Origin of the sequence: Enterococcus moraviensis ATCC BAA-383, assembly GCF_000407445.1 — a bacterium.
In the GTDB taxonomy this organism is placed as follows: Bacteria; Bacillota; Bacilli; order Lactobacillales; family Enterococcaceae; genus Enterococcus_L; species Enterococcus_L moraviensis.
Genome location: NZ_ASWB01000003.1, coordinates 416,291 through 442,369, shown reverse-complemented (window position 1 = coordinate 442,369; position 26,079 = coordinate 416,291). Strand labels below are relative to the sequence as shown.

The 26,079-nt window shown below is 37.6% G+C and carries 21 protein-coding genes, 1 pseudogene and 2 other annotated features; of the genes and pseudogenes, 16 read left to right on the top strand and 6 right to left on the bottom strand.

The genetic code is table 11. From position 1 onward, the window contains the following. The first annotated feature begins 22 nt into the window (after positions 1-22). The 3 genes from smc to ftsY are packed head-to-tail and all read left to right on the top strand — an operon-like array spanning position 23 to position 5,688. Complete coding sequence (gene smc, locus I586_RS12175; protein WP_010766441.1) at positions 23-3,601, top strand: chromosome segregation protein SMC; 3,579 nt, start codon at positions 23-25, stop codon at positions 3,599-3,601. Positions 3,602-3,627: 26 nt separating this feature from the next. Further along, the gene (locus I586_RS12170) at positions 3,628-4,455 is read left to right on the top strand and encodes a Cof-type HAD-IIB family hydrolase (RefSeq protein WP_010766440.1); all 828 of its coding nucleotides are present in this window, start codon (positions 3,628-3,630) and stop codon (positions 4,453-4,455) included. Further along, entirely contained in the window at positions 4,456-5,688 is a 1,233-nt protein-coding gene (ftsY, locus tag I586_RS12165; protein ID WP_010766439.1) for a signal recognition particle-docking protein FtsY, read from the top strand. It abuts the gene before it with no gap. Positions 5,689-5,745: 57 nt separating this feature from the next. Here the strand turns inward: ftsY and I586_RS12160 are convergent, their stop codons facing one another. Both I586_RS12160 and I586_RS12155 read right to left on the bottom strand, forming a co-directional pair. Then, the gene (locus I586_RS12160; RefSeq protein WP_010766438.1) at positions 5,746-6,540 is read right to left on the bottom strand and encodes an SDR family NAD(P)-dependent oxidoreductase; all 795 of its coding nucleotides are present in this window, start codon (positions 6,538-6,540) and stop codon (positions 5,746-5,748) included. Positions 6,541-6,562: 22 nt separating this feature from the next. Beyond that, positions 6,563-7,405: an aldo/keto reductase gene (locus tag I586_RS12155; protein ID WP_010766437.1), complete on the bottom strand. Its 843-nt coding sequence runs from the start codon at positions 7,403-7,405 to the stop codon at positions 6,563-6,565. 156 nt (positions 7,406-7,561) lie between these two features. Here I586_RS12155 and I586_RS12150 point away from each other — a divergent pair, with 156 nt between their 5' ends. Continuing rightward, positions 7,562-7,948 carry a winged helix-turn-helix transcriptional regulator gene (locus tag I586_RS12150; RefSeq protein WP_010766436.1) on the top strand — a complete coding sequence of 129 codons (387 nt, stop codon included), beginning with the start codon at positions 7,562-7,564 and terminating at the stop codon, positions 7,946-7,948. 180 nt (positions 7,949-8,128) lie between these two features. Here I586_RS12150 and I586_RS12145 read toward each other — a convergent pair whose 3' ends face one another. After that, complete coding sequence (locus I586_RS12145; RefSeq protein WP_010766435.1) at positions 8,129-9,007, bottom strand: YitT family protein; 879 nt, start codon at positions 9,005-9,007, stop codon at positions 8,129-8,131. Positions 9,008-9,204: 197 nt separating this feature from the next. Continuing rightward, a complete protein-coding gene (locus tag I586_RS12140; protein ID WP_010766434.1) occupies positions 9,205-9,699 on the bottom strand; it encodes a cysteine hydrolase family protein in 495 nt (164 codons plus the stop codon). A 227-nt stretch (positions 9,700-9,926) separates the two neighbouring features. On the opposite strand from I586_RS12140, the gene gshAB reads away from it, so the two are divergent. Next, complete coding sequence (gene gshAB, locus I586_RS12135; RefSeq protein ID WP_010766433.1) at positions 9,927-12,197, top strand: bifunctional glutamate--cysteine ligase GshA/glutathione synthetase GshB; 2,271 nt, start codon at positions 9,927-9,929, stop codon at positions 12,195-12,197. Positions 12,198-12,327: 130 nt separating this feature from the next. Here the strand turns inward: gshAB and I586_RS12130 are convergent. Both I586_RS12130 and I586_RS12125 read right to left on the bottom strand, forming a co-directional pair. Further along, positions 12,328-12,735 (bottom strand): annotated as a pseudogene (locus tag I586_RS12130) (hypothetical protein). A 15-nt stretch (positions 12,736-12,750) separates the two neighbouring features. Next, positions 12,751-13,200: a YueI family protein gene (locus I586_RS12125; protein WP_010766430.1), complete on the bottom strand. Its 450-nt coding sequence runs from the start codon at positions 13,198-13,200 to the stop codon at positions 12,751-12,753. A gap of 492 nt (positions 13,201-13,692) precedes the next feature. Between I586_RS12125 and fitA the strand changes: the two genes are divergently transcribed. The 11 genes from fitA (at position 13,693) to I586_RS12070 (ending at position 25,956) form a co-directional block, all read left to right on the top strand. Further along, on the top strand, positions 13,693-14,640 hold the full coding sequence (fitA, locus tag I586_RS12120; RefSeq protein ID WP_010766429.1) for an iron chelate ABC transporter permease FitA: 948 nt from the start codon (positions 13,693-13,695) through the stop codon (positions 14,638-14,640). Next, complete coding sequence (gene fitB / locus I586_RS12115) at positions 14,637-15,605, top strand: iron chelate uptake ABC transporter family permease subunit FitB (RefSeq protein WP_010766428.1); 969 nt, start codon at positions 14,637-14,639, stop codon at positions 15,603-15,605. The genes fitA and fitB overlap by 4 nt, the downstream gene beginning before the upstream one ends. Next, entirely contained in the window at positions 15,602-16,360 is a 759-nt protein-coding gene (gene fitC / locus I586_RS12110; RefSeq protein ID WP_010766427.1) for an iron chelate ABC transporter ATP-binding protein FitD, read from the top strand. Before fitB ends, fitC begins: the two co-directional genes overlap by 4 nt. Positions 16,361-16,688: 328 nt before the next feature. Further along, positions 16,689-17,651 (top strand): iron chelate ABC transporter substrate-binding protein FitD, encoded by a 963-nt coding sequence (gene fitD, locus I586_RS12105; RefSeq protein WP_010766426.1) that lies wholly within the window; start codon positions 16,689-16,691, stop codon positions 17,649-17,651. Positions 17,652-17,851: 200 nt separating this feature from the next. Further along, positions 17,852-18,090 (top strand) — a binding site (T-box leader). A gap of 99 nt (positions 18,091-18,189) precedes the next feature. Beyond that, complete coding sequence (locus tag I586_RS12100; protein WP_010766425.1) at positions 18,190-19,866, top strand: peptide ABC transporter substrate-binding protein; 1,677 nt, start codon at positions 18,190-18,192, stop codon at positions 19,864-19,866. Positions 19,867-19,870: 4 nt separating this feature from the next. Then, positions 19,871-21,103, top strand: a complete 1,233-nt coding sequence (gene pepT / locus I586_RS12095; protein ID WP_010766424.1) for a peptidase T — start codon at positions 19,871-19,873, stop codon at positions 21,101-21,103. A 72-nt stretch (positions 21,104-21,175) separates the two neighbouring features. After that, positions 21,176-21,403, top strand: a binding site (T-box leader). A 255-nt stretch (positions 21,404-21,658) separates the two neighbouring features. Then, positions 21,659-23,023 (top strand): anthranilate synthase component I, encoded by a 1,365-nt coding sequence (gene trpE, locus I586_RS12090; RefSeq protein WP_010766423.1) that lies wholly within the window; start codon positions 21,659-21,661, stop codon positions 23,021-23,023. Next, the gene (locus I586_RS12085; protein ID WP_010766422.1) at positions 23,020-23,613 is read left to right on the top strand and encodes an anthranilate synthase component II; all 594 of its coding nucleotides are present in this window, start codon (positions 23,020-23,022) and stop codon (positions 23,611-23,613) included. Before trpE ends, I586_RS12085 begins: the two co-directional genes overlap by 4 nt. Beyond that, positions 23,597-24,610, top strand: a complete 1,014-nt coding sequence (gene trpD / locus I586_RS12080) for an anthranilate phosphoribosyltransferase (RefSeq protein ID WP_010766421.1) — start codon at positions 23,597-23,599, stop codon at positions 24,608-24,610. The genes I586_RS12085 and trpD overlap by 17 nt, the downstream gene beginning before the upstream one ends. Then, the gene (trpC, locus tag I586_RS12075) at positions 24,611-25,369 is read left to right on the top strand and encodes an indole-3-glycerol phosphate synthase TrpC (RefSeq protein ID WP_010766420.1); all 759 of its coding nucleotides are present in this window, start codon (positions 24,611-24,613) and stop codon (positions 25,367-25,369) included. Further along, positions 25,366-25,956 (top strand): phosphoribosylanthranilate isomerase, encoded by a 591-nt coding sequence (locus tag I586_RS12070; RefSeq protein ID WP_010766419.1) that lies wholly within the window; start codon positions 25,366-25,368, stop codon positions 25,954-25,956. Before trpC ends, I586_RS12070 begins: the two co-directional genes overlap by 4 nt. The last annotated feature ends 123 nt before the right edge of the window (positions 25,957-26,079 follow it).

The following is a 26,079-nucleotide window of genomic DNA, read 5'->3' as shown; positions in this document are numbered from 1 at the left end:
CTTGGAAGGAGCCGTTTTATTCGTGTATTTAAAACGAATTGAGATCGCAGGATTTAAATCCTTTGCGGATCGAACTGTTATAGAGTTTGAAAATGGTGTAACGGCCGTCGTTGGACCAAATGGCAGCGGGAAAAGTAATATCACCGAAGCGATTCGCTGGGTTTTAGGTGAACAATCTGCTAAAAGTCTACGCGGCGGCAAAATGCCAGATATTATTTTCGCAGGCTCAGAAGGCCGTAAAGCATTGAATATTGCCGAAGTAACGGTTGTATTAGATAATAGCGATCATTTTTTACCGTTAGATTTTACTGAAATCAGTGTGACACGGCGATATCGTCGATCGGGTGAAAGTGACTTTTATATCAATAAACAAGCTTGCCGATTGAAAGATATTCATGATTTATTTATGGATTCTGGACTGGGAAAAGAATCATTCTCAATCATTTCTCAAGGGAAAGTTGAAGCAATTTTTAATAGTAAACCAGAAGATCGCCGGGGAATTTTTGAAGAAGCGGCCGGTGTCTTGAAATACAAGCAACGCAAGAAAAAAGCAGAACAAAAATTGTTTGAAACAGAAGACAATTTAAGCCGTGTGCAAGATATCATCTATGAATTAGAAGATCAATTGACTCCTCTAGCTGCGCAGAGTGAAGCAGCAAAGGAGTTTTTGAAACTTAAAGAGAGTTTGACTGAAATCGATGTTAGTTTAACCGTGACCGAAATTGAAGCAGCTAAAGAAGTTTGGGAAGTCAAAACGGCGGAGCTTGCAGCAATCGAAGAAAAACTACAGATAGCAAGCAAAAAAATCCGTGATTCAGAAGATGAATTATTCCAATTACGTAGCAAACGCAATAAATTGGATGAAAAAGTCGAAACGGAGCAACAACAACTTCTCCAAATCACAGAAGCCTTGAAACAAACTGAAGGACAAAAAGATGTCTTAGTTGAACGCTCAAAACATACGATGCAAACAACTAGTGAATACCAACAGTCTCTCGAAGAAAATGCGGAGAAAATCACTCGCTATCGTGAAGAAGTCCAAGAACTACAGGCAAAAGTGGCTGAGAAAAGAGCACAACGTGAATCATTAGTTGAAGAAATCAAAGCATCTGAATTAGAAGTTGAAAAATATAGCAAGTCTTCAAAAGAATTATTAGAAGAATTACGTAGTCAATACGTTGAAGTGATGCAAGAACAAGCGAATACAACCAATGATTTAAAATACCTAGAACGTCAGTATCAACAAGAAACAGCCAAAAATCAACAATCAATTGAAAAGCATGAAGCATTAGAGAAACAAATGCAAGATGCACTGACTGAAAAAGAGCGACTAGAAGAAACTGTTTCTACGTCGGAACAATCGTTGATCGATCAAAGAGAACAATATACTCAATTGAAGCATCAACTAGATCAAAAACAAGGTCAATTAGCTGTAAAACAAAAGCAAATGTATCAAGCGATGAACCAAGTTCAACAAGCGAAAGCACGTCAAAAAAGTTTACAAGAGATCCAAGAGAATTATTCAGGATTTTATCAAGGTGTTCGAGCCGTGTTGAAGCATAAAGACCAGTTAACAGGAATCGTTGGCGCAGTTGCGGAATTAATCGACGTGCCCAAGGAATATACGTTAGCAATTGAAACAGCTTTAGGTGGCGCAGCGCAGCATGTCGTTGTAGAGACAGAAAAAGATGGCCGTGCTGGCATTACGTTTTTAAAACAACAACACAGCGGTCGAGCGACCTTTCTGCCATTAACTACGATCAAACCGAGAAATGTTTCAGGAGCTGTACGTGATCGGGTCAATACTATTCCTGGATTTCTTGGAATTGCTAGTGAAGTAGTCCACTTTTCTACTGAAGTCAGTAATGTAATTCAAAATCTTCTAGGGGTGACGCTACTAGCTGAAACACTTGAAAGTGCCAATCAGTTAGCAAAAGCGGTCAATTATCAGTATCGTGTAGTTTCACTAGATGGTGATGTCATGAACTCAGGTGGGTCAATGACAGGTGGGGCCAACAAGCGAGGAAATCAGGGGAGTTTATTCTCCCAAACACAAGAACTTCAAACGTTGACTGAGCAGATGGAACGAGTCGAGAAACAATTAACACTCAATGAAAAAGAAGTTCAGCAGCTAACAGATGAAGTGAAAGAACTCAATGAAAAACTTGAGCAATTGCGTTCAACGGGTGAAACAAGTCGTTTAAAACAACAAGAATTGCAAAATAAATTAACAAACCAAGAAGAAACCATCACTCGTTTAACAAAAGAGCAACGTTTATTTGAATTTGAGGCCCGTGAACTGCATCAATTTTTAACAGAATATCAAACGAGAAAACAAGAATTGACAGAGCAACAGCAAGAACTGAATGAAACCAAAGACCGCTTAGATCAAGAAATGAAGCAAGTAGACCAAGAAGCGAGTCAAATGGAAACATTACGAGCTGAAGCATTTGAACGATTTAATCAAGTGCAAGCGGATCAAGCAGTTGTAACAGAACAATTAGCTCATTTAACCGAGCAAGTAGCAGAGAAGCAAACACAGCTTGATGAATTTTTAGCAAGAGAAACTGCCTTACGTCAACAATTACAACAATTGAATGATCATTCGACAGATCATCAGGTGACGGAAGAAAGTTTAGCTGTTCAACTAGAGCAACTTGCCGAGAAAAAAGAGCAACTGCAGACAAGTATTCAAGAGGCTAAAAATACTCGCCAGCAACTACAAGGACAAGTCGATCAAATCGATACTGGTTTGGCCGAAGAAAATAAACAACAGCAACATTTATTGACGGAACAAACGAAAATCGAAGTTGAGAAAAATCGTTCAGAAATCAAATTGGATAATTCTTTACAATACTTGCAAGAAGAATATAGTTTAACCTTTGAGCGTGCGAATGAAGATTACGAGTTGACGATCGATAAAGAGCAAGCAAAAATCGAAGTAAAACGCTTGAAACGTGACATTGAACGCTTGGGTCCAGTCAATCTCAATGCAATCGAACAATATGAACAAGTCAATGAACGTCATGAGTTTTTAGTATCTCAGCGTGATGACCTATTAGATGCTAAAGAGCAGCTGTTTGAAACAATGGGTGAAATGGATGAAGAAGTCAAAGCCCGCTTCAGTGAAGTTTTTGAAGCGATTCGTGCACAATTTAAAGTCGTATTCCCTAATATGTTTGGTGGCGGTCGAGCGGAGCTGATTTTAACCAATCCAGAAGATCTACTAAATACTGGGGTGGAAATCGAAGCGCAACCTCCAGGCAAAAAATTACAAAACCTAAGCTTGCTTTCTGGTGGAGAACGAGCATTAACAGCAATTGCATTATTATTCTCGATCATTCGTGTTAGACCTGTTCCTTTTTGTGTCTTGGATGAAGTTGAAGCAGCATTAGATGATGCGAACGTTTCTCGTTTTGGGCATTATTTGAGTGAATTTGAAGATGATACGCAGTTTATTGTAGTAACACACCGTAAAGGAACGATGGAAGCGGCAGACGTATTGTATGGCGTTACGATGCAAGAGTCAGGTGTTTCAAAAATCGTTTCGGTTCGTTTGGAAGAAGTAAAAGAGGGCGGCGCCATTGTCGCTGAAGCATAGATTTATCTGATGGGAGGCAAGACAAGTTGATTAAATTAGTCGCTATCGATTTAGATGGCACATTATTAGATAGTAAAAAAGAAATCTCTGAAAGAAATAAAGCAGCTTTGGCACAAGCAAAAGCTGCCGGAGTGAAAATCGTTATTTGTACAGGGCGGCCGTTGGCAGCAATTGGTATCTATTTAAAAGCCTTAAACTTACAAGATAACGGTGATTACAGCATCACCTTCAATGGTGGTTTAGTTCAAAAAAATGATACAGGTGAAATTATTGAAAAATCATCTATGTCCTTAGAAAATGTCCATGACTTATTTGAGTTGGCCACATCATTGAATGTGCCTTTGGATATTTTATCTGACGGACTCGTGTTACAATTACCAACAACACAGGAGTATAAATCCTTATACAGCCAATTAAACAAACTACTGACATTTGAGCCTTACGAAATAGCTCAATTGACTATTGATAGAATTTACAATAAGGCAGTTGTTGCAGTGGATGAGACGTATTTAGATGAACAAATCAAACAAATACCAGCTTCATTTTATGAACGCTATGAAATCATCAAAACAAGAAGCAATCTTTTAGAATTTATGCCTAAAGGAATTACGAAAGCGTATGGGATTTCATTATTAGCTAGAGACTTAGACATCAAACAAGAAGAAATCATGACGATCGGTGATGAAGAAAATGATTTACCAATGATTGAATATGCAGGACTTGGTGTAGCGATGGACAATGCAGTTGCTAAAGTTAAGGAAATGGCTGATGTGATCACAGACACAAACGACAATGACGGCGTAGCACAAGCTATTGAAAAATTTGTCTTAGAACCATTGAGAGGAGGGAATTAAATGGGATTTTTCGATAAAATAAAAAAGGCCTTTATGAACGAAAAAGAAACACCGCCTGCTGAAATAAAAACAGACGAAGAGCTGATAGAAACCGTTCCAGAAGAAGATGCAGTAGCAAATCAAGTGGATCAAGAAACGCTGAAACAAGAACAGTCAGCTTCTCTTGAAACAGCCGAAGAGGCAGCCGCTGAAACTGAACTAGAGCCTTTGATCCCTAACGATCCTGTTAGTCAAACAGAAGAACTTGTAGAACCAGAACCAGAAATCATTGAAGAACCTGAAGAGGAACTTGTTGTACAAGAAAAATATGAAAAAGGCTTGGAAAAAACACGTAAAACATTTGGTGAGCGTTTGAATGAGTTATTTGCTAATTTCCGTTCAGTCGATGAAGATTTCTTTGAAGAATTAGAAGAAACCTTGATTGGTGCCGATGTTGGTTTTGATACAGCGATAAAAATCACTGAGTCACTCCGTCAAGAAGTGAAGTTACGCAACGTGAAAAAGCCAGCTGCAGTTCAAAATACAATCATTGAAAAAATGGTTGATTTGTACGAAGCAGAAGGTATTGAAGAAAACAATGCGTTGAATATTCAAGAAAATGGCCTAACAGTCATGCTGTTTGTAGGAGTCAATGGTGTTGGGAAAACGACCAGTATCGGAAAACTAGCACATGAATTCAAGCAGGACGGCAAAAAAGTTTTAATGGCAGCAGCGGATACCTTTAGAGCAGGCGCTATCGATCAATTAGTTGTCTGGGGAGAGCGTGCTGGTGTAGAAGTTGTTCGTGGCAAGGCTGGCGGAGATCCAGCTGCGGTTGTATTTGATGCAGTGGAACGTGCTAAAGCTGAACAGGCGGATATCTTAATGGTAGATACGGCTGGACGGTTGCAAAATAAAGTCAATTTGATGAACGAATTGGAAAAAATCAAACGTATCATTCAACGTGAATTACCAGACGCGCCACATGAAGTTCTGCTTGTAGTAGATGCAACAACGGGACAAAATGCGATGTCTCAAGCAAAACAATTTAAAGAAACAACAGATGTCACTGGTTTAGTCTTAACAAAACTAGATGGGACAGCAAAAGGTGGGATCGTCTTAGCAATCCGCAATGAGCTGCATCTTCCCGTGAAATTAGTTGGACTTGGAGAAGGAATCGATGACTTAGAGCCGTTTGATGCAAATGATTTTGCTATCGGATTGTTTAAAGGATTATTGAAAGTAGAAGATTAAAAATAGAAAAAGCCAATTGACTTACTATTCAGCATAGTAAGTCAATTGGCTTTTTTCTTAGAATATAGTTGGAACCATCCCGCCATCCATACGAATGGCGGCTCCACTAAAAGCAGATGCATAGGGACTGCTAATAAACGCGGCCAAACGTCCGATTTCTTTTGGATCGATCAATCGTTGAATTTGTGATAAAGGGCGGTTATTCACCATAAATAGGTTTTCTTTATCCGCTAATGACAGTGCGGGATCAGGGTACATTTCCTCGAGCATATCACGCACGCCTTCGGTCATTGTGGAGCCTGGTAGAATCGTATTGACCGTTACATGTGTCCCTTTGGTCAGCTTGGATAAGCTTTTGGCTAACGAAAGTTGCATCGTTTTTGTCATACTGTATTGTGGCATTTCGCCTGAAGGCATGATCGCTTCCTCACTAGCAATAAAGAGAACTCTGCCGAAGTTTTCTTTTAACATGTTTGGTAAATAGAATTTGACTAGTGAGTTAGCGGCAAGCACATTTGTACGGAAAAAAGTTTCCCAAGTCTCATCGTCGATATCTTCGTAAGCCATAGGTTGAAAAATTCCCATGTTATTGATCAGAATATCCACATGAGGAAACTGCTCAAATAAACGGTGACGATCATTAACAGAAACTAAATCCCCAACGGCCGCTTGAGGCGACGTTTCGGGAAACCGTTCTTTTAATTCGGTAACGAAGGTTGTGACCTCGTGTTCATTGCGGCCGTTGATCAAGACATGTGCGCCTTCTTTTGCTAGCTCAATTGCGATTGCTTTGCCAATTCCTTTTGTTGAGCCAGTCACTAGTGCCACTTTTCCTTTGATATTCATTTCCATTCGAATAGCTCCTTACACTAGTTTAGTCAAAGAAGAATTTATCTGGATGTGGACCAACACGGGTTCCATCATCTAGTTTGTCAATCATGCGCAACTCTTCTTCTGATAATTCAAAATCAAATATGGCAGCATTACTTTTAATTCGAGAGTCCTTAACGGATTTTGGAATCACAACAATCTCATTTTGGACATGCCATCTTAAAATAATTTGTGCTGCAGATTTTTGATGTTTTTTGGCAATTGCCAAAATGGTTTCGTCTTTTAACAATTGACCTTGCATAAGTGGAGACCATGCTTCAGTCAAAATTCCTTTTTCTTTTCCGAAAGCTCGAATTTCTTTTTGTGCCATTCTTGGATGAAGCTCCACCTGATTGATCACAGGTGTAATTCGTGCTGTTTCAAGCAATGTTTGTAGATGGTGGATTTCAAAGTTGCTAACACCGATGGCCTTGATTTTTCCACTAAAGTACAAATCTTCCATAGCAGACCAAGAGGTTAAGAACGCATTATTTCCAGGCCAGTGGATCAAGTAAAGATCTAAATAATCCAAGCCTAATTTGGTCAAACTGTCGTGATAAGCCTCGATGGTTTGATCGTAACTTAAATGATGGTTCCATACTTTACTTGTGATAAAAAGATCTTCTCGAGATTTGCCAGTAGAAGCTAAACCACGACGTATCCCTTCGGCAACACCTGCTTCATTTTCGTAAATTTGTGCAGTATCAATACTGGTGTAACCAGCCTCAATCGCTTTTTGGACAGATAATATCGTATCGTCATTGCTTACTTGAAATACACCAAGACCAAAACCTGGCATATTTACCTCATTGTTTAATGAAACTGTATCTGTTAAAGAATTGATCAATAGTCCTCTTCCTTTCGTCGTTAAAGTAAACTTATCGTAACAGCAACGAATGAAAAAGAATAGTACGTACTTTAAAGTTCTATACAAACAAAAAAGTAATTAATTGATTTATAGGGATTTTTTTGATTAAATATATGCTAGAAGGAAGTGTTGGAAATGGAATCTGTACAAGCGTCAGTGGCAAGAACCTATAATATAGGTGTGGAAGTTACGATGGATGTTATTGGTGGCAAATGGAAACCAATCATTCTTTGTAATCTAAGGCATCAAGTTATGCGCACGAGTGAATTACGTAGAGCAATACCGAATATCTCTCAAAAAATGTTGACACAACAGCTACGTGAATTGGAACAAGCTAATATCGTTAACAGAAAGTCTTATAATCAAATTCCGCCAAAAGTTGAATATAGCTTGAGTGATTATGGTGAGTCATTAGGCGAAATTCTCGATTTACTTTGTTCATGGGGCGAACAACATGCAGAACATTTAATTAGTAATGGTGAAGCAATCACGTTGAATTGTGACAATCAAGATAATGCATAAATAAAATGAAATGAGGTTGCTTTTGCTCCCACCGTTTATTCGTATACCAGGTGTTTGAGATATGACTCGCAGAGTTATGTCCCAGACCTATTAAATCAATCAGAATAAGGTGTGTCAGCTAATGAAAAACCCCTGAAGAATGCGTCTCTTCAGAGGTTTTTCATTAGCTGATGCTTTTTATCATAGATTATTCGATTCAATCCCATAATCTTCTGCGATTTTTTTCAAACTGAATCCTCGACCAAAAACTTCACTTGCGTTCATTGAAACAATAAAAGCTTCTTCATCGATTGCCATGACGTTCTCTTTGATCTTAGCAAAGTCTTTTTCGCTGATTACGGTCATCATGAGCATACTTGGATTTTTTTGATAGCCACCTTCGATCGGGATCATAGTCAATCCTTTGTCCATATCCACTAAGATTTTCTCTTTGATTTCCGCATATTTTGGTGAAATAATCAGAACATTCTTAGAACGAACAAAACCGACTTGTACCATATCTACCACTCGTCCAATAAGGTATAAACAAATCAGAGAGAATAGGACGGTGTCAGTATTGAAAACAAATAGAGCGGATAAAATCACGATGCCATCCACAAACAAAATCGATACACCTAATGAAATTTTAAAATATTTATTGACGATTTGAGAAATAATTGCTGTTCCACCAGTTGAAGCATTCCCTCTAAATTCAAGACCTAATCCGATACCTGTCAAAAGACCACCGAATATCGTTGCAAGAAAGATATTATGGGTCAGTACAGGTAAATGAGTAGTGATCCCCACAAAGAAAGGATAAATCAAACTACCATAAATTGTTTTGATCCCAACTTCTTTTCCTAAAAGTAAGAAACAAAGAAGCAATAAGGGTAAGTTGATAGCGTATAAAACCAAGGCTGGGTTGATACCAAACAAATAATTGATGACAACGCTGATCCCATTGGCACCGCCTGCTACGATTTTATTTGGCAGTAAAATCGAGTTGATCGATACTGCTAAAACAAAAGAACCAATCGTTACGTATAACGTATCTTGGATTTGTCTTTTTGAAAATTTCATTTAATGTGTTCCTCCATTTTCATAAAATATCAGGGCATCTATGTTGAATAGGAAATAAGAGCAGAAGAAAAATAGTTCAATAAATATCCCCTAGTTATACTATCATGAATGACTAGGGAATATCATGAGATAATTTTAATTTTTTAATCAACGAGTATGGTAAAATTGGAAGGCATAGAAAAACAATTGCTATTTAATCAAAAAAAGGTCAAAAAACGTTGATCCCATAAATTCTCATGGTGCTGTATAATTGTTTTTGCGTCTAATAAGTCATTAGTCAAAGTAGTGCTTAGCCCTCGTTTCATAAAACAAGTATAGCCTAAGCCATGAGCCATGCGGATTGTTGTATCAACACAATATTCCGTTTGGGCACCACAAAATTCAAGTTCGGTTACTGAAAGTTTCTCTAAAAGATCTTTTAGATTGGTTTTGAAAAAGGAGTTAGCGTGAGTTTTTCCAATATAGAAGTCCTCTTTATGGGCATCCAATTGATCAAATAATTGCCAAGCATGACTTCCGACAACGAGTTCGTTATCTTCATGTTGGATAAATAGAATCGGCTGCTGTTTGTTTCGGTAATCTGCAATTCGCTGATTTACGCCAGTTAAAACAGTTGTGAGCTGAAATAAACGCGTGTCAGAATGTTCAAGACCATTTTGAAGATCAATAACAATCAATGCTTTATTATTCATTGGATATTCTCCTTTTGTTCCGCATGTTTTTCTTTTTAGTATACAATGAACTTTAACAGCTTGAAAGGATATAGTGTAATGGAAACAGGATACAAAGACAGAATTTAGTCTTAATTAATAGATTTTCTTTCATTTTTAACAAAATTTAAGCTAAAATATTCTTTTTGCTTCTCTTTTTCTATATAATGATGAGTAATGGAATAATAACGGGGAAGAAAGGCGACAGTATGAAATTTAAAGAGTTGTTACAGAAAAAAAATGCGCGCCCATATGTCATGGCTGCACGTTTTGGATTAGAAAAAGAAAGTCAACGTACGACATTTGACGGTCAGTTAGCAATGACTGATCATCCAGAAATTTTAGGGAATAGAACGTATCATCCCTACATTCAAACTGATTTTAGTGAAACACAAATGGAATTGATTACGCCAGTGGCAAATTCTATTCATGAAATGATGCGTTATCTTGCTGCAATTCATGATGTGGCAATCCGTTCGATGAATAAGCATGAAATGCTTTGGCCGCTAAGCATGCCGCCAAAATTACCACTAAAAGATGAAGATATCAAAATTGCCAAGCTTGAGCAGTTTGAAGGGATTCTTTATCGCCGCTATTTAGCAAGAGAATATGGCAAACGCAAGCAAATGGTTAGCGGGATTCATTTTAATTTTGAATATGATATCGAATTGGTTCAGCAGCTTTTTGCAGAGCAAACAGAATACGCTACGATCGAAGAATTTAAAAATATTTTATATATGAAAGTCTCACGAAATTATTTACGCTATCGTTGGCTGATTACGTATCTATTTGGTGCGTCTCCTGTTAGCGAATCAGGTTATTTCACTGAGCAGGAAGAACGTCCTAAAGAACCAGTTAGAAGTCTACGTAATAGTTCATTTGGCTATAAAAATAATGAAAATGTCAAAGTATCGTATGAATCTTTGCAACAATATATCAACGATATCCACCGAATGGTTGAAAACGGCATATTATCAGAAGAAAAAGAATTTTATTCAGCAGTGAGACTACGTGGTGGCAAACAGATGGCTGATCTACCTAAGACAGGCGTTCGCTATATTGAGCTAAGAAATTTGGATTTAAATCCATTTGCCCCATTAGGTGTTGAGGAAGAATCGCTTGAATTTATTCATTTGTTTATGTTGTATTTATTGTGGACAGATGAAAAAGAAGCGCCGAATGACTGGGTAGCAACTGGTGATTTCTTGAATGAGCAAGTTGCGCTAGGTCATCCATTTGCCCAAGTGAAATTAGTCGCAGAAGGTGACCGGATTTTTGCTGAAATGGACGAAATGATTGAGGCTTTAGGTTTATTTAGAGCGAAGAAATCCTTAGAAATCCATCGAGCACAATTAAGAACACCAGATTTAACGATTGCTGGGAAAATGTGGACAATTATTGAAAGTAACTCTAATCAAGAATTAGGAATCATTTTTGGGAAAGAATACCATGGGATGGCTTTTGAGCGCCCTTATCAACTAGCAGGGTTTAGAAATATGGAGTTATCGACCCAATTACTATTATTTGATGCGATTCAAAAAGGTATTGAAGTCGAGTTATTAGACGAAGCAGAACAATTCTTGAAACTGAAACACCATGACCATATCGAATATGTCAAAAATGCAAATATGACGAGTAAAGATAGCTACATTGTTCCATTGATCATGGAGAACAAAACGGTTACGAAAAAAGTGTTGGCGGATGCTGGTTTTACGGTTCCTGCTGGAGATGAATTTGATACCATCGAGCAGGCAGAGCAAGCTTATATAAAATATTCTGAAAAAGCGTTTGTGATCAAACCGAAAACAACCAATTATGGTTTGGGCATCACGATTTTTAAAGAAGGAGCTTCTTTGGCTGATTATACTGAAGCTTTACATTTAGCTTTTAAAGAAGATTCTGCTGTTTTGATCGAAGAATTTCTACCAGGAACGGAATATCGTTTCTTTGTATTAGATGGTCAAGTACGAGCTATTTTATTACGTGTACCTGCAAATGTTATAGGGGATGGCATTCGTTCGGTCGAAGCGCTGGTAGCAGAAAAAAATCTGAATCCTTTACGTGGAACACATCACCGCTCTCCTTTAGAATTGATTCAGCTAGGCGATGTTGAGCGGTTGATGTTAAAAGAGCAAAATCTTTTGACTACTTCTGTTCCTGAAAAGGATCAAATCGTCTATTTACGAGAAAACTCAAATATCAGCACAGGTGGTGATTCCATCGATGTGACAGATAATTTTGACGAAAGTTATAAGCAAATTGCGATTGAAGCAGTTCAAGCTTTAGGGGCAAAAATATGCGGAATCGACTTGATTGTTCCAGATAAATCAATCAAAGGAACGAAAAATAGCCGTACGTATGGAATCATAGAAGCCAACTTTAACCCAGCTATGCACATGCATGCGTATCCACATTCAGGGCAAGGACGTCAGTTGACGATGGATGTACTAAAAATGTTGTACCCAGAAGTTTTTGAATAATATCCGATAAAGAAAGAGTAAAAACAACTGGAAGATGCCACCAAGGAGTCATTCGTTACGTTATCAGAGATAAATAAAAAGAGAGGTTCGTCAGCAGTTGCATGACCGAACCTCTCTTTTTATTTGTTTATTAATAGTCCAATTCTTTAATCACAATCGTTTGTTTGGTCTCTTCAATATCTAATCCGGTCTTTGTTTCCCACCATTGTTTTATTTCGCGCTCATACGTTGTTGGAAATGCTGCGACGACCTCACTCATTGTTTTCCCCTGTAAACGAGCATAGGGATAATTCAAAATCAAATTATATTTTAGTTCCGTTAACAAACTATAATATTGAAACATCATATAATTCAACGCTTCGTCATCATCATCTACGAGCACTTTAGGCGATCAATCCAACATAAAACCAAAACTACGCATCATAAATGTAAAAGCATCCATATGATCTATTTCGATTTGTTCTACTTCGCGTAGTAATTTGATGTGGGCATTTAGTGCGTCTGCTAAATCTTGTTTCAATAAAGTTGGGCTTACCATAATAGTTCCTCCTGTTTAATGAAATAATTTATGCCAGAACCCTTTTTTAGGTGATTCTGTTTGTGTGGTAGCAGTGGTTTGTTTTGGGTATTTTTGTTCGATATCGATGGTTTGTTCATTGACTGCTTCTTTGGCAGTTAAAATTAATCCGAACGAGTCAGGTGTATTTTCAACAAAGTCATTGACCACAGTGAATTTTATGTTTTGCTCATTGATCAATTTAATATAAACCGACTGCAAATCTATAGACATAGCACCATTCAAAAGCACCGTTGCATCAGGATATTTAGTCAATTCTTTAAGAAAGTTTGCTTTATCGACTGCATTTTTCATTTGTGCAATCGTCATGGTTAGGTAACATCTTTCACGAAAGGTTCCCATATATTTTCGTTGTTCCTCTGGTTTCAGTAGCGGGGTGCCATACATTGCATTATCTAAATGTTTCTGTAAGTCATCTTGTGCCATTAATTATCCAACCTGCTTCCATTTAGTCTTACTTCAAATTATAGCATAGAACAAGATAGAAACACCCGAAAGAACTGATTTTCCTTCCTAATTGAGAATGAATAAAAGGCAAAAAAGTATTGCATTTATTGGCAAGTTCGCATAGACTAATAAGTAAGAATGAAAATCATTCTCAATTAGAAAAGCTGAGCAAGCTCGTTTAATTCTGACAGAAAAATAGGAAAATGCGATCGTGTCGCACTTAGACACGAGGAAGTTTTATCTTTTTTCCGAAGAATAAGCTTGTAAAGCTAGACAGAGAGAAAAGCTGAGCAAGCTCGTTTAATTCTGACAGAAAAATAGGAAAACGCAATCGTGTCGCACTTAGACACGAGGAAGTTTTATCTTTTTTCCGAAGAATAAGCTTGTAAAGCTAGACAAAGAGAAAAGCTGAACAAGTTCGTTCAGTTCTCGGGTAGTTCATTCTAGCAAGTAGAAAAACGGAGCAAGTATATGAAAAAAATAGGCCTATTTGTTCTCTTACTCCTTTTGATTGTAGCATCGATTTTTGTTGGAGTGAAAGATATCTCTCTAACACAATTATTTCAATGGGATTCTCAGCAACAATTAGTATTGTTGACAACACGATTACCTCGAACAATTAGTTTGGTCATTGCGGGAAGTACAATCAGTATTTCTGGATTGATCATGCAACATTTAACACAGAATAAATTTGTTTCGCCAAGTACGGCAGGTACGATGGATAGCGCTCGATTAGGGATTTTGGTAGTCATGATTCTTTTTCCTAGTGCGCCGTTATTATTCCGTTCGTTTATTGCCTTCCTATTTGCCTTTGGCGGCACATTGATTTTTATTTATTTAACACGATTTTTACCCGCAAAAAATCAAGTCATGATTCCATTGATTGGCGTGATGTTTGGAAATATCATCGGTTCGGTGGCCACATTTTTTGCCTATCAGTTTCAATTAGTTCAAAATATGTCGTCTTGGTTGCAAGGGAATTTCTCTACAGTAATGAAAGGAAATTATGAATTGCTTTATCTGACGATTCCGCTTTTGATTATCACGTATCTGTTTGCTTATCGTTTTACTGTGGTCGGTATGGGTGAAGATATGGCGACGAATCTAGGTCTAAATTATCAGCGTATCCAATTATTTGGCTTAGGGATCGTGGCGTTATCTAGCGCAGTTGTTTTGATCATGGTGGGGAATATTCCGTTCTTAGGTGTCATTGTGCCAAACCTTGTATCCATGCGATATGGTGATCATATGAAAAATACATTAGCAATCACAGCGGTTGGTGGCAGTATCTTTTTAGTAGCGTGTGATGTATTAGCACGCGTCGTGATAGCGCCGTATGAAGTGCCTGTGAGTGTTGTGGTCGGTGTGTTAGGTAGCGTTATCTTTATCGCATTATTGATGAGGAGGAAAACAGCATGAAAAAATTCTTCCAATCATCAGCGGTAAAAGTTAGTTTATTGTTGATCGCCGTAATTGCGGTTTGTGCGTTATACCTGTCGTATAAAACGTATGGGAATTGGGCATTTGCCCTAGAGCTTAGAGGGAAAAAGTTATTAGCGTTTGTTTTTGTCGGGATTGCAGCAACATTTTCGACAATCAGTTTTCAGACTATGACACAAAATCACTTTTTAACGCCAAATATTTTAGGTTTAGATTCACTATATGTTTTTATCCAAACGTTATTGTTCTTCTTTTTGGGTGGACAACAACTTTTAGGCAATGAAACGATTGCTACATTTTTATTGAACGTTTTATTGATGGTCAGTGCCAGCATTATGTTGTCCCGTTTTCTATTGAAAAAAGGTGGGAATGATCTTTTTCTATTATTGATGATCGGGATTATTTTAGGAACCTTTTTCAATAGCATTAGTACGTTTCTACAAGTCGTGATGGATCCAAATGAATACGATCTATTACAAGGGAAATTATTTGCCAGTTTTGGAAACGTAAACAGTCAGCATCTGTTGATAGCAGGTATTTTGATTACTCTTTTAACGGGCTTTTTGTGGATAAAAAGTCATGCGTTAGACGTTTTACATTTAGGGAATGAGCAGGCAACAAGTCTTGGAATCAATGTGCCAAGATTTCAGTTTGTATTATTGACTGTTATTAGTGGTCTGATCGGTTTATCGACTGCTTTAGTGGGACCAGTGACGTTCCTTGGATTTATTGTGGCAAACATGAGTTATCAATTGATGGGGACTTATAGGCATCGCGAATTGTTCTTAGGTGGTAGTCTATTGTCTATTTTGTTGTTAGTATTTGGTCAGTTTCTTGTAGAGCAAGTGTTTCAATTAAATACGACGTTAAGTATTGTGATTGAATTTGGCGGCGGTGTTTATTTTGTTGGAAAGATTATTAGTGAAAGGAAGCAGCGCAGATGATCGAAATCAAAAATGTTTCAAAAAGATATGGTGAAAAAATTGTTGTTTCAGAAGTTCAATTGCCGATCACAGAGCAAAAATTAACTGCTTTTATCGGTCCAAATGGGGCAGGGAAAAGCACGCTGCTTTCAATGATGAGTCGATTGATTCCTAAAGACACAGGTGAAATTTATTTAGATCACAATGAAGTGAAAACGTGGAAACAAAGTGAATTATCTAAAAAACTATCGATTTTAAAACAAACGAATGGAATCAATTTAAAGATCACAGTCAGAGAGCTTGTTAATTTTGGACGTTTTCCTTATAGCAAAGGCCGTTTGAAAAAAGAAGATCATGAAAAAGTGGAAGAAGCAATGGAAAATCTTGGCTTACTTGATCTTGCAGATGAACTAATCGATACGCTATCAGGTGGTCAATTACAACGTGTTTATATTGCAATGGTTTTGGCACAAGATACAGATTATATTTTGCTGGATGAGCCGTTGAATAATTTAGATATGAATTTTGCAGTCCAAATGATGCAAACATTACGACGCTTGGTCGATGAATTTGGGAAAACAGTTATTATCGTGCTTCACGATATCAATTTTGCGGCAAGCTATGCAGATGAAATCGTCGCAATGAAAGATGGCCGACTATTTACCCATGGCAATACAGACGACATTATTCAGTCAGAAGTATTGAATAAGCTTTACGATATGAATATCCGAATTTGTGAGATCGAAGGAAAAAGATTTTGTATGTATTTTAGTTAGAAAAGCTGAGAGAGTTGTCCAGCTCTTGAGCAAATTAGGAAAATCATTCAAAGGTGTTCCTTACCGTTGAAATGATTTTATCTATTTGCCGAAAGAGCTAACACTTGAAGCTAGATCACTAGAAAAGCGGAACACGTTTGTTCAGACTTTGAGCAATAAAAGAAGAAAAATTATAGCAGAGTGTTTTTCTCTGTGAATTTTTAATCGTTATTGCCGAAAAGACTAACGTGTGAAGCTAGATCACTGGAAAAGCGGAACACGTTTGTTCAGACTTTGAGTAATAAAAGCAGAAAAATTTAAAAACATTAATTAAATTGGGGGAAATAAAATGAAAAAGAAATTCTTAGCCTTTGCAACAGTATCAATGATTGCATTACTTACTTTAGGTGCATGCACTAACAATGACAAAAAAACAACGGACGGTTCTGGCTCTAAAGAATCAAGTTCAGAAGCAACAACAATCACAATAAACGATTCAAATGGTTCTGTTGAAGTACCCAAAAATCCTAAAAAAGTTGTTGTTTTTGATAACGGATCATTGGATACGATCGATGCATTAGGTGTTGGAGATACCGTTATTGGCGCACCAACAAAGAATTTACCTGCATATTTATCTGATTATAAAAAAGTAGAATCAGCAGGCGGAATCAAAGAACCTGACTTAGAAAAAATCAATCAATTAAAACCAGATATGATCATTATTTCTGGTCGCCAACAAGATTTTCAAGATAAGTTAAGCAAGATTGCCCCAACTATTTATCTATCAGTAGATGCTAAAGATACTTGGAATTCTACAAAAAAGAATATTGAGACACTAGCTGAAATCTTTGATAAAAAAGATGAAGCTAAAACAAAAATTGCTGATCTTGAAAAAGAAATTGCAGACGTTAAAGAAAAAGCAGAAGCAAGTGATGAGAAAGCATTAGTTGTGTTAGTAAATGAAGGACAACTATCAGCTTACGGAACAGGCTCTCGTTTTGGGATTGTGCATGATACTTTTGGCTTCAAACAAGCAGATGATGCGATCGAAGCTTCTACGCATGGACAAAGTGTTTCTTATGAATATGTCTTAGAAAAAAATCCAGATATCCTATTCGTGGTTGACCGTACAAAAGCAATCGGTGGCGATGATACAAATGACAACGTAGAAAATAACGAGCTCGTTAAACAAACGAATGCAGGCAAAAACGGGAAAGTAATTAGCCTACAACCAGATGTTTGGTACCTAAGTGGTGGCGGATTAGAATCTACACATTTAATGATCGAAGATGTGCAAAAAGCGTTGAAATAAATTAAAAGAAGTATCTATTTTTATCGTTATTATCCTATCAGATGTGATAATAATGGATAGAGTAGATACTTTTTTATTCCTTAAATAAAGAGAGAAAGCCTACCATTATGGTTTTTCTATGGATAAAAAAAATTACCCACCTATATTGACGATTGTTCTAACTATATGCTACAATTCTCGTAATACATTATCTATTAAAATTAAATGTGAAGATAAGGAAAGTATTTTTCAGATAGCTTAAAGAGAGTCTCTGTTGGTGGGAAGAGATAGTGAATATGAAAATGAAAATGGCCTTTGAACAAATTGATCGAACACGTTGAGATCAATTCAGGTGCGCCTGTTATAGCGCCTCAGTATGTTTGTACTGAAAGAGTGGGTCTAATAGTCATTAGACCAATTGAAGGTGGTACCGCGAAAGTTAGAAACTCTCGTCCTTTTTATAGGACGGGAGTTTTTTTGTTGTCAATCGCCATGAGTGGCTATGCCAGAGTAAAGGACAACTTATTTTCAACATTCACATACAGGTAGGAGTAGTTTAATGTATACAGATACTGAAGGGGGAAACAAAGTGAAGAAAAAATTATTAGTCGTAAGTGCAGTATTAACGGGATTATTACTAACAGCATGCGGGGGCAATGACAAAAAAGAAACAACCAAGAATGAAAACGGAACAATCGCAGCCAGCCAAAAAATTGAAATCAGCTCACCAACACCACTTTCAACCTTAGATACAACGCAAACAATGGATAAAAACACCTTTACGATCGTGCAACATCTTTTTGAAGGTCTTTACCGTTTTGACGACGATAGCACACCGATTCCAGGTTTAGCGGAAAAAGTTGACATTAGTGAAGACGGTTTAAGCTATAAATTTACGCTAAAAGACAATATCAAATGGAGTAACGGTGAACCAATCACTGCACAAGATTTCCTATATTCATGGAAAAAATTAGTAACGCCAGCAACGATTGGCCCAAACGCTTATTTATTAGACAATGTGAAAAATAGCAATGCGATTCGCAATGGTGAAAAATCTGTAGATGAAATCGGGCTTTCAGCACCAAGTGACAAAGAATTTGAAGTGACATTAGAACAAGCGCAGCCATCATTTTTAGCCGTTGTTTCGATTGGTTGGTTGGCACCGCAAAATCAGGCTTACGTTGAAAAACAAGGAAAAGAATATGCGGCTGATAGCGATCATTTGATTTACAGTGGACCATTTATCTTAACCGATTGGGACGCATCATCTGATACCTGGACATTAAAGCAAAATCCTGAGTACTATGATGCTGATAAAGTGAAACTAGAAGAAGTCAAAGTCAATACAATCAAAGAAGAGAATACAGGAATCAATTTATATCAATCAAATGAATTAGATTTAGTTCGAATCAGTGGTCAATACGTTCAACAATACAGCGACGATGCGGGATATGTAACGCATTCAGATGTGGCGAACAATTATTTAGATTTCAATAAGAAAGAAGGAACAGCGCTTGCAAATAACCATTTACGAAAAGCAATCGCATATGCAATCGACAAAGATGCCTTAACAAAAAGCGTGCTAAATGATGGCTCAAAACCACTGAACGGTCTGATTCCAAGTGGATTATATAAAAATCCAGAAACGTCTGAAGACTTCCGGAAATTTAGCGGAGATCATTCAGTTTATGATGTGAAAACAGCTCAAGCCGAATGGAAAAAAGCGAAGGCTGAATTAGGTGATAAAATCAAACTATCTCTTTTAGTTTCGGATGATGACAATGGGAAAAAAATCTCTGAATATGTTCAAAGTCAATTACAAGAAAACTTAAAAGGCATTGAAATCACGATCAATGCACAACCTAAAAACAATGTGATACAAACACGTAAAGATAAAGACTATGAACTATCATTATCAGGTTGGATTGCTGGAAGTAGTGATTTAGATTCGTATTTCAATTTGTATGCGGGAGAGTCTGCTTATAATTATGGTTCATATAAAAATGCTGACTACGACAAACTAGTTACAGATGCACGAACAGTCAATGCTAACACACCAAACAAGCAGTTTGAGGACTACAAAAAGGCTGAGGATATCTTGTTAGATCAAGATGCAGCACAAGTACCATTGTATCAAAGTGCATCAAACTACTTGATCAATCCAAAAATAAAAGGCATCAGTTATCACTTATATGGTGATTATTTCAATCTTAGAACAGCTTATTTAGAGGAGTAGAGAGATGAGTCAATTACTAGAACGATTTATTCGTTATGCGAAAATCAATACACGTTCTGACGCAACTAGTCAGAACGTTCCTACCACACCAGGACAAGTTGAATTTGCTAAAATCCTTGAAAAGGATTTAGGTGAAATAGGACTTTCTGATATTCAGTACAATGAAAAAAATGGCTTTTTAACGGCAGTTTTACCCGCGACAACAAAAGAGCGCGTGCCAACAATCGGTTTTATTGCACACTTGGATACAGCAGATTATAATGCTGAGAACATTCAACCAACTGTATTTCCAAATTATGATGGTCAGGATGTTGTGCTAAATGAAAAATTAGGAATAATCATGGAAACAGAAGAATTTCCGAATTTAAAAGAGTACGTAGGTCAGACCTTGATCACAACAGATGGCACAACGTTATTAGGAGCAGATGATAAGGCTGGGATTGTTGAGATATTAGATGCAGTGGAATATCTACTTGCACATCCTGAAATTTTACATGGTGAAGTCCGTCTTGCATTTGGGCCAGATGAAGAAATCGGACGGGGAGCCGATCGCTTTGATGCTGAGAATTTCCCAGCAAAATTTGCCTATACTATAGATAGTGGCAGAGTGGGTTGTTTTGAATATGAAACATTTAACGCAGCACAAGCAGTCATCACAATTGAAGGAACGAGCGTTCATCCAGGTACGGCTTATGGTGTAATGGTCAATGCCATCAAACTTGGTGAGTACATTGATGCCCAACTATCCAAAGAGGAAGTGCCTGAAAAAACACGCGGACATGAAGGGTTTTATTTACTATCAAAATTTATGGGAACATTGGATCATGCCGAACTGACCTATATTATTCGCGATCATGACAAAGAACTGTTCCAAAAAAGAAAACAAACACTGTCTAATATCGTTAACGAATTAAACGAAACATTTGATAAAAAAAGAATCACAATCGATTTCTTAGATCAGTATTACAACATGGGCGAAATTATCGAAAAAGATATGACCCCCGTAGAGATTGCGGTCAAAGCAATGAAAAAAATAGGAATCCAACCAGATATCCAGCCTTTTCGTGGTGGCACAGATGGGTCAAAAATTTCATTTATGGGCATTCCAACGCCTAATTTATTCACAGGTGGCGAAAACTTTCATGGACAATATGAATTTATTACCTTGGAATCGATGGAATTGGCCTCTCAAACAATTGTAGAAATCATTAAACAAACCCTTGTTCATTCAAAGTAATGAGTAGAAATTCTGAATTTATATAAAAAATAGTTGACAATATTAGCATTTTCTACTATCATTAGTTTCAATAACAAAGCTTTGAGAAAGAGGAGTAACAACACAAGAACTTTTCAGAGAGCTGATGGGACTGCGAATCAGTAGGGGATGGGTTGTGAATGGACTTTCGAGCAAAATGTTGAACTGTAGTAGGCATTTTCGGGAACTCCCGTTATAGAGTAAGGTCGTTGATAGACGACTGATAAGAGGAAAGAATTTCTTTCAAACTTGAGGTGGCACCGTGAATATATCGCCCTCAAACCACAGATTTTGTGTGGTTTGAGGGCTTTTTTGTATATTACGAAGCACAAAGAGAAAGAAGTAACATTTAGAGGAATCACTCAATCGTATACTCCAATAATGATAAGGAGAACGTGATTCCAGAGTTACTTAAAAGAATTGTCTTTCCATTGAGGTGGTACCGTGGATAGTATTATTCGCCCTCACAGAACAGATGACCGTCTGTTTTGTGAGGGCTTTTTGTTTTACCTTAAAAAATAGAAAAGAGGAAATCGTATGCAATTGATTAAAGAGCTTCAAGCGGATTATCTAACAGCAATTTCGGCCTTTTTAAGAATCCAAGGAACAAACAAATGTCTTTTAGAAAGTATTCCTAGAGATAAAAGCAAAGGACGTTATTCGATCATTGCTTGGAATGCTGTTTCTGAGATTACCTGTTATGGTAATCAATTAACGATCGATGGACAACCGATTACGACAAAAGACCCATTGAAAGAAATTGAAAAACACGTCTTGAAACAAGAGAACCTTCCAGTTGATTTACCATTCCAAGGCGGCGCGATCGGGTATGTTGGATATGATGTGATCGCTTGTTATGAGCAGTTAGGCGAGCAACCTTTCGATGAATTAAATGTACCAGACATTCATTTTTATTTATTCGATTCCTATCTTATTTTTGATCACGTGAGTGAAAAGATTAGTTTAGTTGAATCAGATAGTTACTCTAAACGTGGAGAAAAAGACCTAGAAGAAGCCATCGAACAAACAATAAAAGAACTTCAAATGCCAAATGAAGAAGAGCAAAAAATAATCCAGTTAAAAAAATTGAACTACCAAAGTAATTTCACTAAAGAGGGTTTTGAGAAAGTGGTTACCCAAATAAAAGACTACATCAAAAAAGGCGACATGTTCCAAATGGTTCCATCACAACGTTTAACTGCCGATTTTGATGAAGAGCCCTTCGACTATTACCGCAGATTAAGAGTTACGAATCCATCAACCTATTTATATTTTCTAGATTTTGGCGAGACATATGTGATTGGTTCGTCCCCTGAAAGTCTTGTCAGTGTAAAAAAACAAGTGGTGACCACAAACCCAATTGCTGGAACTCGGAAACGTGGACAAACAGTCGAACAAGATTTGCAGTTGGAACAAGAGTTGATCCATGACGAAAAGGAGCGTGCGGAACATTTGATGTTGATCGATTTAGGGCGTAATGATGTAGGGAAAGTTAGTGAAATTGGCTCCGTTGAGGTTCCTGTTTACATGGTGGTTGAGAAGTATCGCTTCGTCATGCATATTGTTTCGGTCGTGACAGGAAAACTCAAACAAGGCTTAACGGCAATGGATGCTTTAAAGGCTACACTGCCAGCTGGAACAGTAAGTGGTGCACCTAAAATTAGAGCGATGCAACGAATCTATGAAATCGAGCCAGTAAAACGAAACATTTATGCTGGAGCAGTGGGTTACTTGTCGAAAAATGACCAAGCTGATTTTGCAATTGCAATTAGGACGATGGTGATCCATAAAAACAAAGCCTATGTTCAAGCAGGTGCTGGTATCGTATATGATTCTGATCCATCAAAAGAATATGAAGAAACACTACACAAAGCGAAAGCACTGTTGGAGGTGGGACAATGATTTTATTGATCGATAATTATGACTCGTTTACCTATAATTTGGCGCAATTGATCGGAAAAAATCAAGAAGTCGTGATTACGCGAAACGATTCAGATGATGTTCTTCAGCTAGCAGACAAGGCGGAGGCAATCGTTATTTCACCAGGTCCTGGAACGCCCAAAGAAACTGGCTATGTAAAAGAAGTGATTCGACGTTTTTATCAGACAAAGCCATTGTTGGGGATTTGTTTAGGCCATCAAACAATCGGTGAAGTATTTGGAGCCAAAGTGATTTTAGCAAAAGAAATTCGGCATGGAAAGCAATCGATTATTACGATTGATAAAGACAGTCGGCTGTTTAAAGGTATCTCTGAGGAAAGTTCGGTTATGCGATATCATTCACTGATTATTGATCACCAAACCTTGCCAAAAGAATGGATAGTTACCGCAAAAGCAACAGATGATCAGGAAATCATGGCAATTGAGCACCAAGACTATCCAGTGTTTGGCGTTCAGTTCCACCCAGAATCAATTGGAACGACGATCGGTACAAAGATCATTAAAAATTTTATCCAACTAATGGAGGAAAAACAAGATGAACGAACTATTTGAGAAAGTTTTCAACAAGGAACATTTAACACGTAATGAAGCAGAACAAGTCGCAGAACAGATTTTTGAAGGGCGATTAACTGATAGTCAAATTGCAGCCTTTTTAACAGCGTTGAAGTGCAAAGGCGAAACGGCAGAAGAAATGGCAGGAATTGCTGAGACAATACAGCGAAAATCGGTCACTATCGATTGTCAAAAAGCGAATGTTATGGATAATTGTGGAACGGGTGGCGATCAATCAGGCAGTTTCAACATTAGTACAACGGCGGCTTTTGTTTTGGCGGCAGGAGGTGTAACGGTAGCTAAACACGGTAATCGTAGTATTTCTAGCAAATCAGGAAGCGCAGATATTTTTGAATGTTTGGGTGTCGATATTGCTCTTTCATCAGAAAAACTAAGTACAGTACTGAATGAAGTGGGGTTGGCTTTTCTCTTTGCACCACATATGCACCCGAAAATGAAATATGTGATGAACGTTAGGAAAGAACTTGGAACACCAACAATCTTGAATTTGATTGGACCTTTAACAAATCCAGTCTTACTAGACTCTCAACTGATGGGAACCTATCGACGAGATCTATTGGAAGAAACGGCAAAAACACTTGGTGAATTAGGCCGTAAACGAGCAGTCGTGGTGAATGGTTCAGGTGGTTTGGATGAAGCAACCTTGGCTGGAACGACCCATTTCGCCTTGCTAGAAGAAAAAAAAATCACGATGCATACGATCGAGCCAGAAGAGTTTGGGTTTAATCGTCTTCCTATAGAAGCTATTCATGGAGGAAATGCTGAAGAAAATACAGCAACCTTATTGTCTATCTTGAAAAATCAAGCAAGTCCTTATTTGGATACCGTATTATTAAATGCTGGATTAGGTTTTTTCAGTAACGGGAAGGTAGAGACTATCCAAGATGGGATTGTATTGGCGAAAGAGTGTGTAGCGAGTGGTGCAGCTTTTGATAAGTTACAACAATTGATAAAGATCCAAAAGGAGGTTGCTTAAATGGATTTTTTAGAAACGATCATTCAAGAAAAGAAAAAAGAAGTACAAGCTATGGCACTAGAGGAAGTTAAATCGCTACGTAAAACCTACTCATTTTATCAACAGATCAAAGATCATCCTGAAAAAATGCATATCATTGGGGAAGTCAAACGTGCATCTCCATCCAAAGGTGCACTCAATCTTTCTGTCAATGTAATCGAACAGGCAAAAGCATATGAAGAAGCGGGGGTTACTGCAATTTCTGTCTTAACAGATGAGGTCTTCTTCAAAGGCTCAATCGAAGATTTACGAAAAGTGACGACTGAGGTTACGATTCCTGTTTTGTGTAAAGACTTTATCATTGATGAAAAACAATTGATTCGAGCAAGAAATGCGGGGGCAACGATTATTTTATTGATTGTTTCAGCATTATCTAAATCAAAATTAGAAGAGCTATATAAGAAAGCAACTGTTTTAGGTTTAGAAGTCTTAGTCGAAGTTCATGATGCACAAGAACTCGCAATAGCAGAAAGCTTGTCGGCGCAATTGATTGGTGTGAATAACCGGAATTTAAAAACATTCGATGTATCGGTGGAGGTCAGTCAAAAATTAGGAGAGAAACAAACGACAACGGCAGTCTATATCAGCGAATCAGGTTTTTCGACAAGTGAACAAGTCGAACGTGTAAAAGAAAAATATGAAGCGGTATTAGTCGGAGAAAGTTTGATGCGGGAAAATGATCCTAAAGAAAAAGTTAGAGAATTGCAGGTCTTACGATGAAAGTGAAAATATGTGGGTTGAAAACGGAAGAGCATGTGAACACTGCAGTAGCGTACGGTGCGAATTATCTTGGTTTTGTTTTCGCAAAAAGCAAACGTCAAATTACTCTTGAGAAGGCAAGAGAAATTACAAAAAATGTACCAAAAGAAGTAAAAAAAGTAGGCGTCTTTGTTTCTCCGAGTTTGTCAGATGTTGAGCGGATCATTCAACAAGCCGAGCTGGATATGGTGCAGATCCATGGACTATTAACGGCAGATCATTTTTCAGTCCCGCTTATTCGAGCGGTGCCTGTCGATGGACTAACGCAAGAAAAACTGATTCAAGAAACAACAGCAGAATTTTTATTATTTGATGCGCCACCCAAACAGTTTGTTGGTGGAAATGGGGAAGTATTTGATTGGCAAAAACTAGATACCCGTTCTATCAAAAACAAGAAAATCATCATCGCTGGTGGCCTAACACCAGAAAATGTTCAAAAAGCCAAACAAACATTTGACCCATATGCGGTTGATGTATCAAGTGGGGTCGAAACAAATGGAGAAAAAGATGTAGAAAAAATAATCGCTTTTTTAAAGAAAGCAATCTAGCATCTCGGAAAAAAGATAAAACCTGAATGTGGTAAAGAACACCAGGTTCATGTTTTCCTATTTTTCAGTCGAACCCAAACGAGCCCACTACGCTTTTATTTTATCTAGCTTCATGGGCTAGGT

Bases quoted from the DNA above. Each gene is read 5' to 3' on its own strand.
- ftsY (WP_010766439.1), top strand. From the start codon at position 4,456: ATGGGATTTTTCGATAAAATAAAAAAGGCCTTTATGAACGAAAAAGAA.
- I586_RS12160 (WP_010766438.1), bottom strand. From the start codon at position 6,540: ATGGAAATGAATATCAAAGGAAAAGTGGCACTAGTGACTGGCTCAACA.
- I586_RS12150 (WP_010766436.1), top strand. From the start codon at position 7,562: ATGGAATCTGTACAAGCGTCAGTGGCAAGAACCTATAATATAGGTGTG.
- I586_RS12145 (WP_010766435.1), bottom strand. From the start codon at position 9,007: ATGAAATTTTCAAAAAGACAAATCCAAGATACGTTATACGTAACGATT.
- I586_RS12140 (WP_010766434.1), bottom strand. From the start codon at position 9,699: ATGAATAATAAAGCATTGATTGTTATTGATCTTCAAAATGGTCTTGAA.
- gshAB (WP_010766433.1), top strand. From the start codon at position 9,927: ATGAAATTTAAAGAGTTGTTACAGAAAAAAAATGCGCGCCCATATGTC.
- I586_RS12125 (WP_010766430.1), bottom strand. From the start codon at position 13,200: ATGGCACAAGATGACTTACAGAAACATTTAGATAATGCAATGTATGGC.
- fitA (WP_010766429.1), top strand. From the start codon at position 13,693: ATGAAAAAAATAGGCCTATTTGTTCTCTTACTCCTTTTGATTGTAGCA.
- fitB (WP_010766428.1), top strand. From the start codon at position 14,637: ATGAAAAAATTCTTCCAATCATCAGCGGTAAAAGTTAGTTTATTGTTG.
- fitC (WP_010766427.1), top strand. From the start codon at position 15,602: ATGATCGAAATCAAAAATGTTTCAAAAAGATATGGTGAAAAAATTGTT.
- fitD (WP_010766426.1), top strand. From the start codon at position 16,689: ATGAAAAAGAAATTCTTAGCCTTTGCAACAGTATCAATGATTGCATTA.
- I586_RS12100 (WP_010766425.1), top strand. From the start codon at position 18,190: ATGTATACAGATACTGAAGGGGGAAACAAAGTGAAGAAAAAATTATTA.
- pepT (WP_010766424.1), top strand. From the start codon at position 19,871: ATGAGTCAATTACTAGAACGATTTATTCGTTATGCGAAAATCAATACA.
- trpE (WP_010766423.1), top strand. From the start codon at position 21,659: ATGCAATTGATTAAAGAGCTTCAAGCGGATTATCTAACAGCAATTTCG.
- I586_RS12085 (WP_010766422.1), top strand. From the start codon at position 23,020: ATGATTTTATTGATCGATAATTATGACTCGTTTACCTATAATTTGGCG.
- trpD (WP_010766421.1), top strand. From the start codon at position 23,597: ATGAACGAACTATTTGAGAAAGTTTTCAACAAGGAACATTTAACACGT.
- trpC (WP_010766420.1), top strand. From the start codon at position 24,611: ATGGATTTTTTAGAAACGATCATTCAAGAAAAGAAAAAAGAAGTACAA.
- I586_RS12070 (WP_010766419.1), top strand. From the start codon at position 25,366: ATGAAAGTGAAAATATGTGGGTTGAAAACGGAAGAGCATGTGAACACT.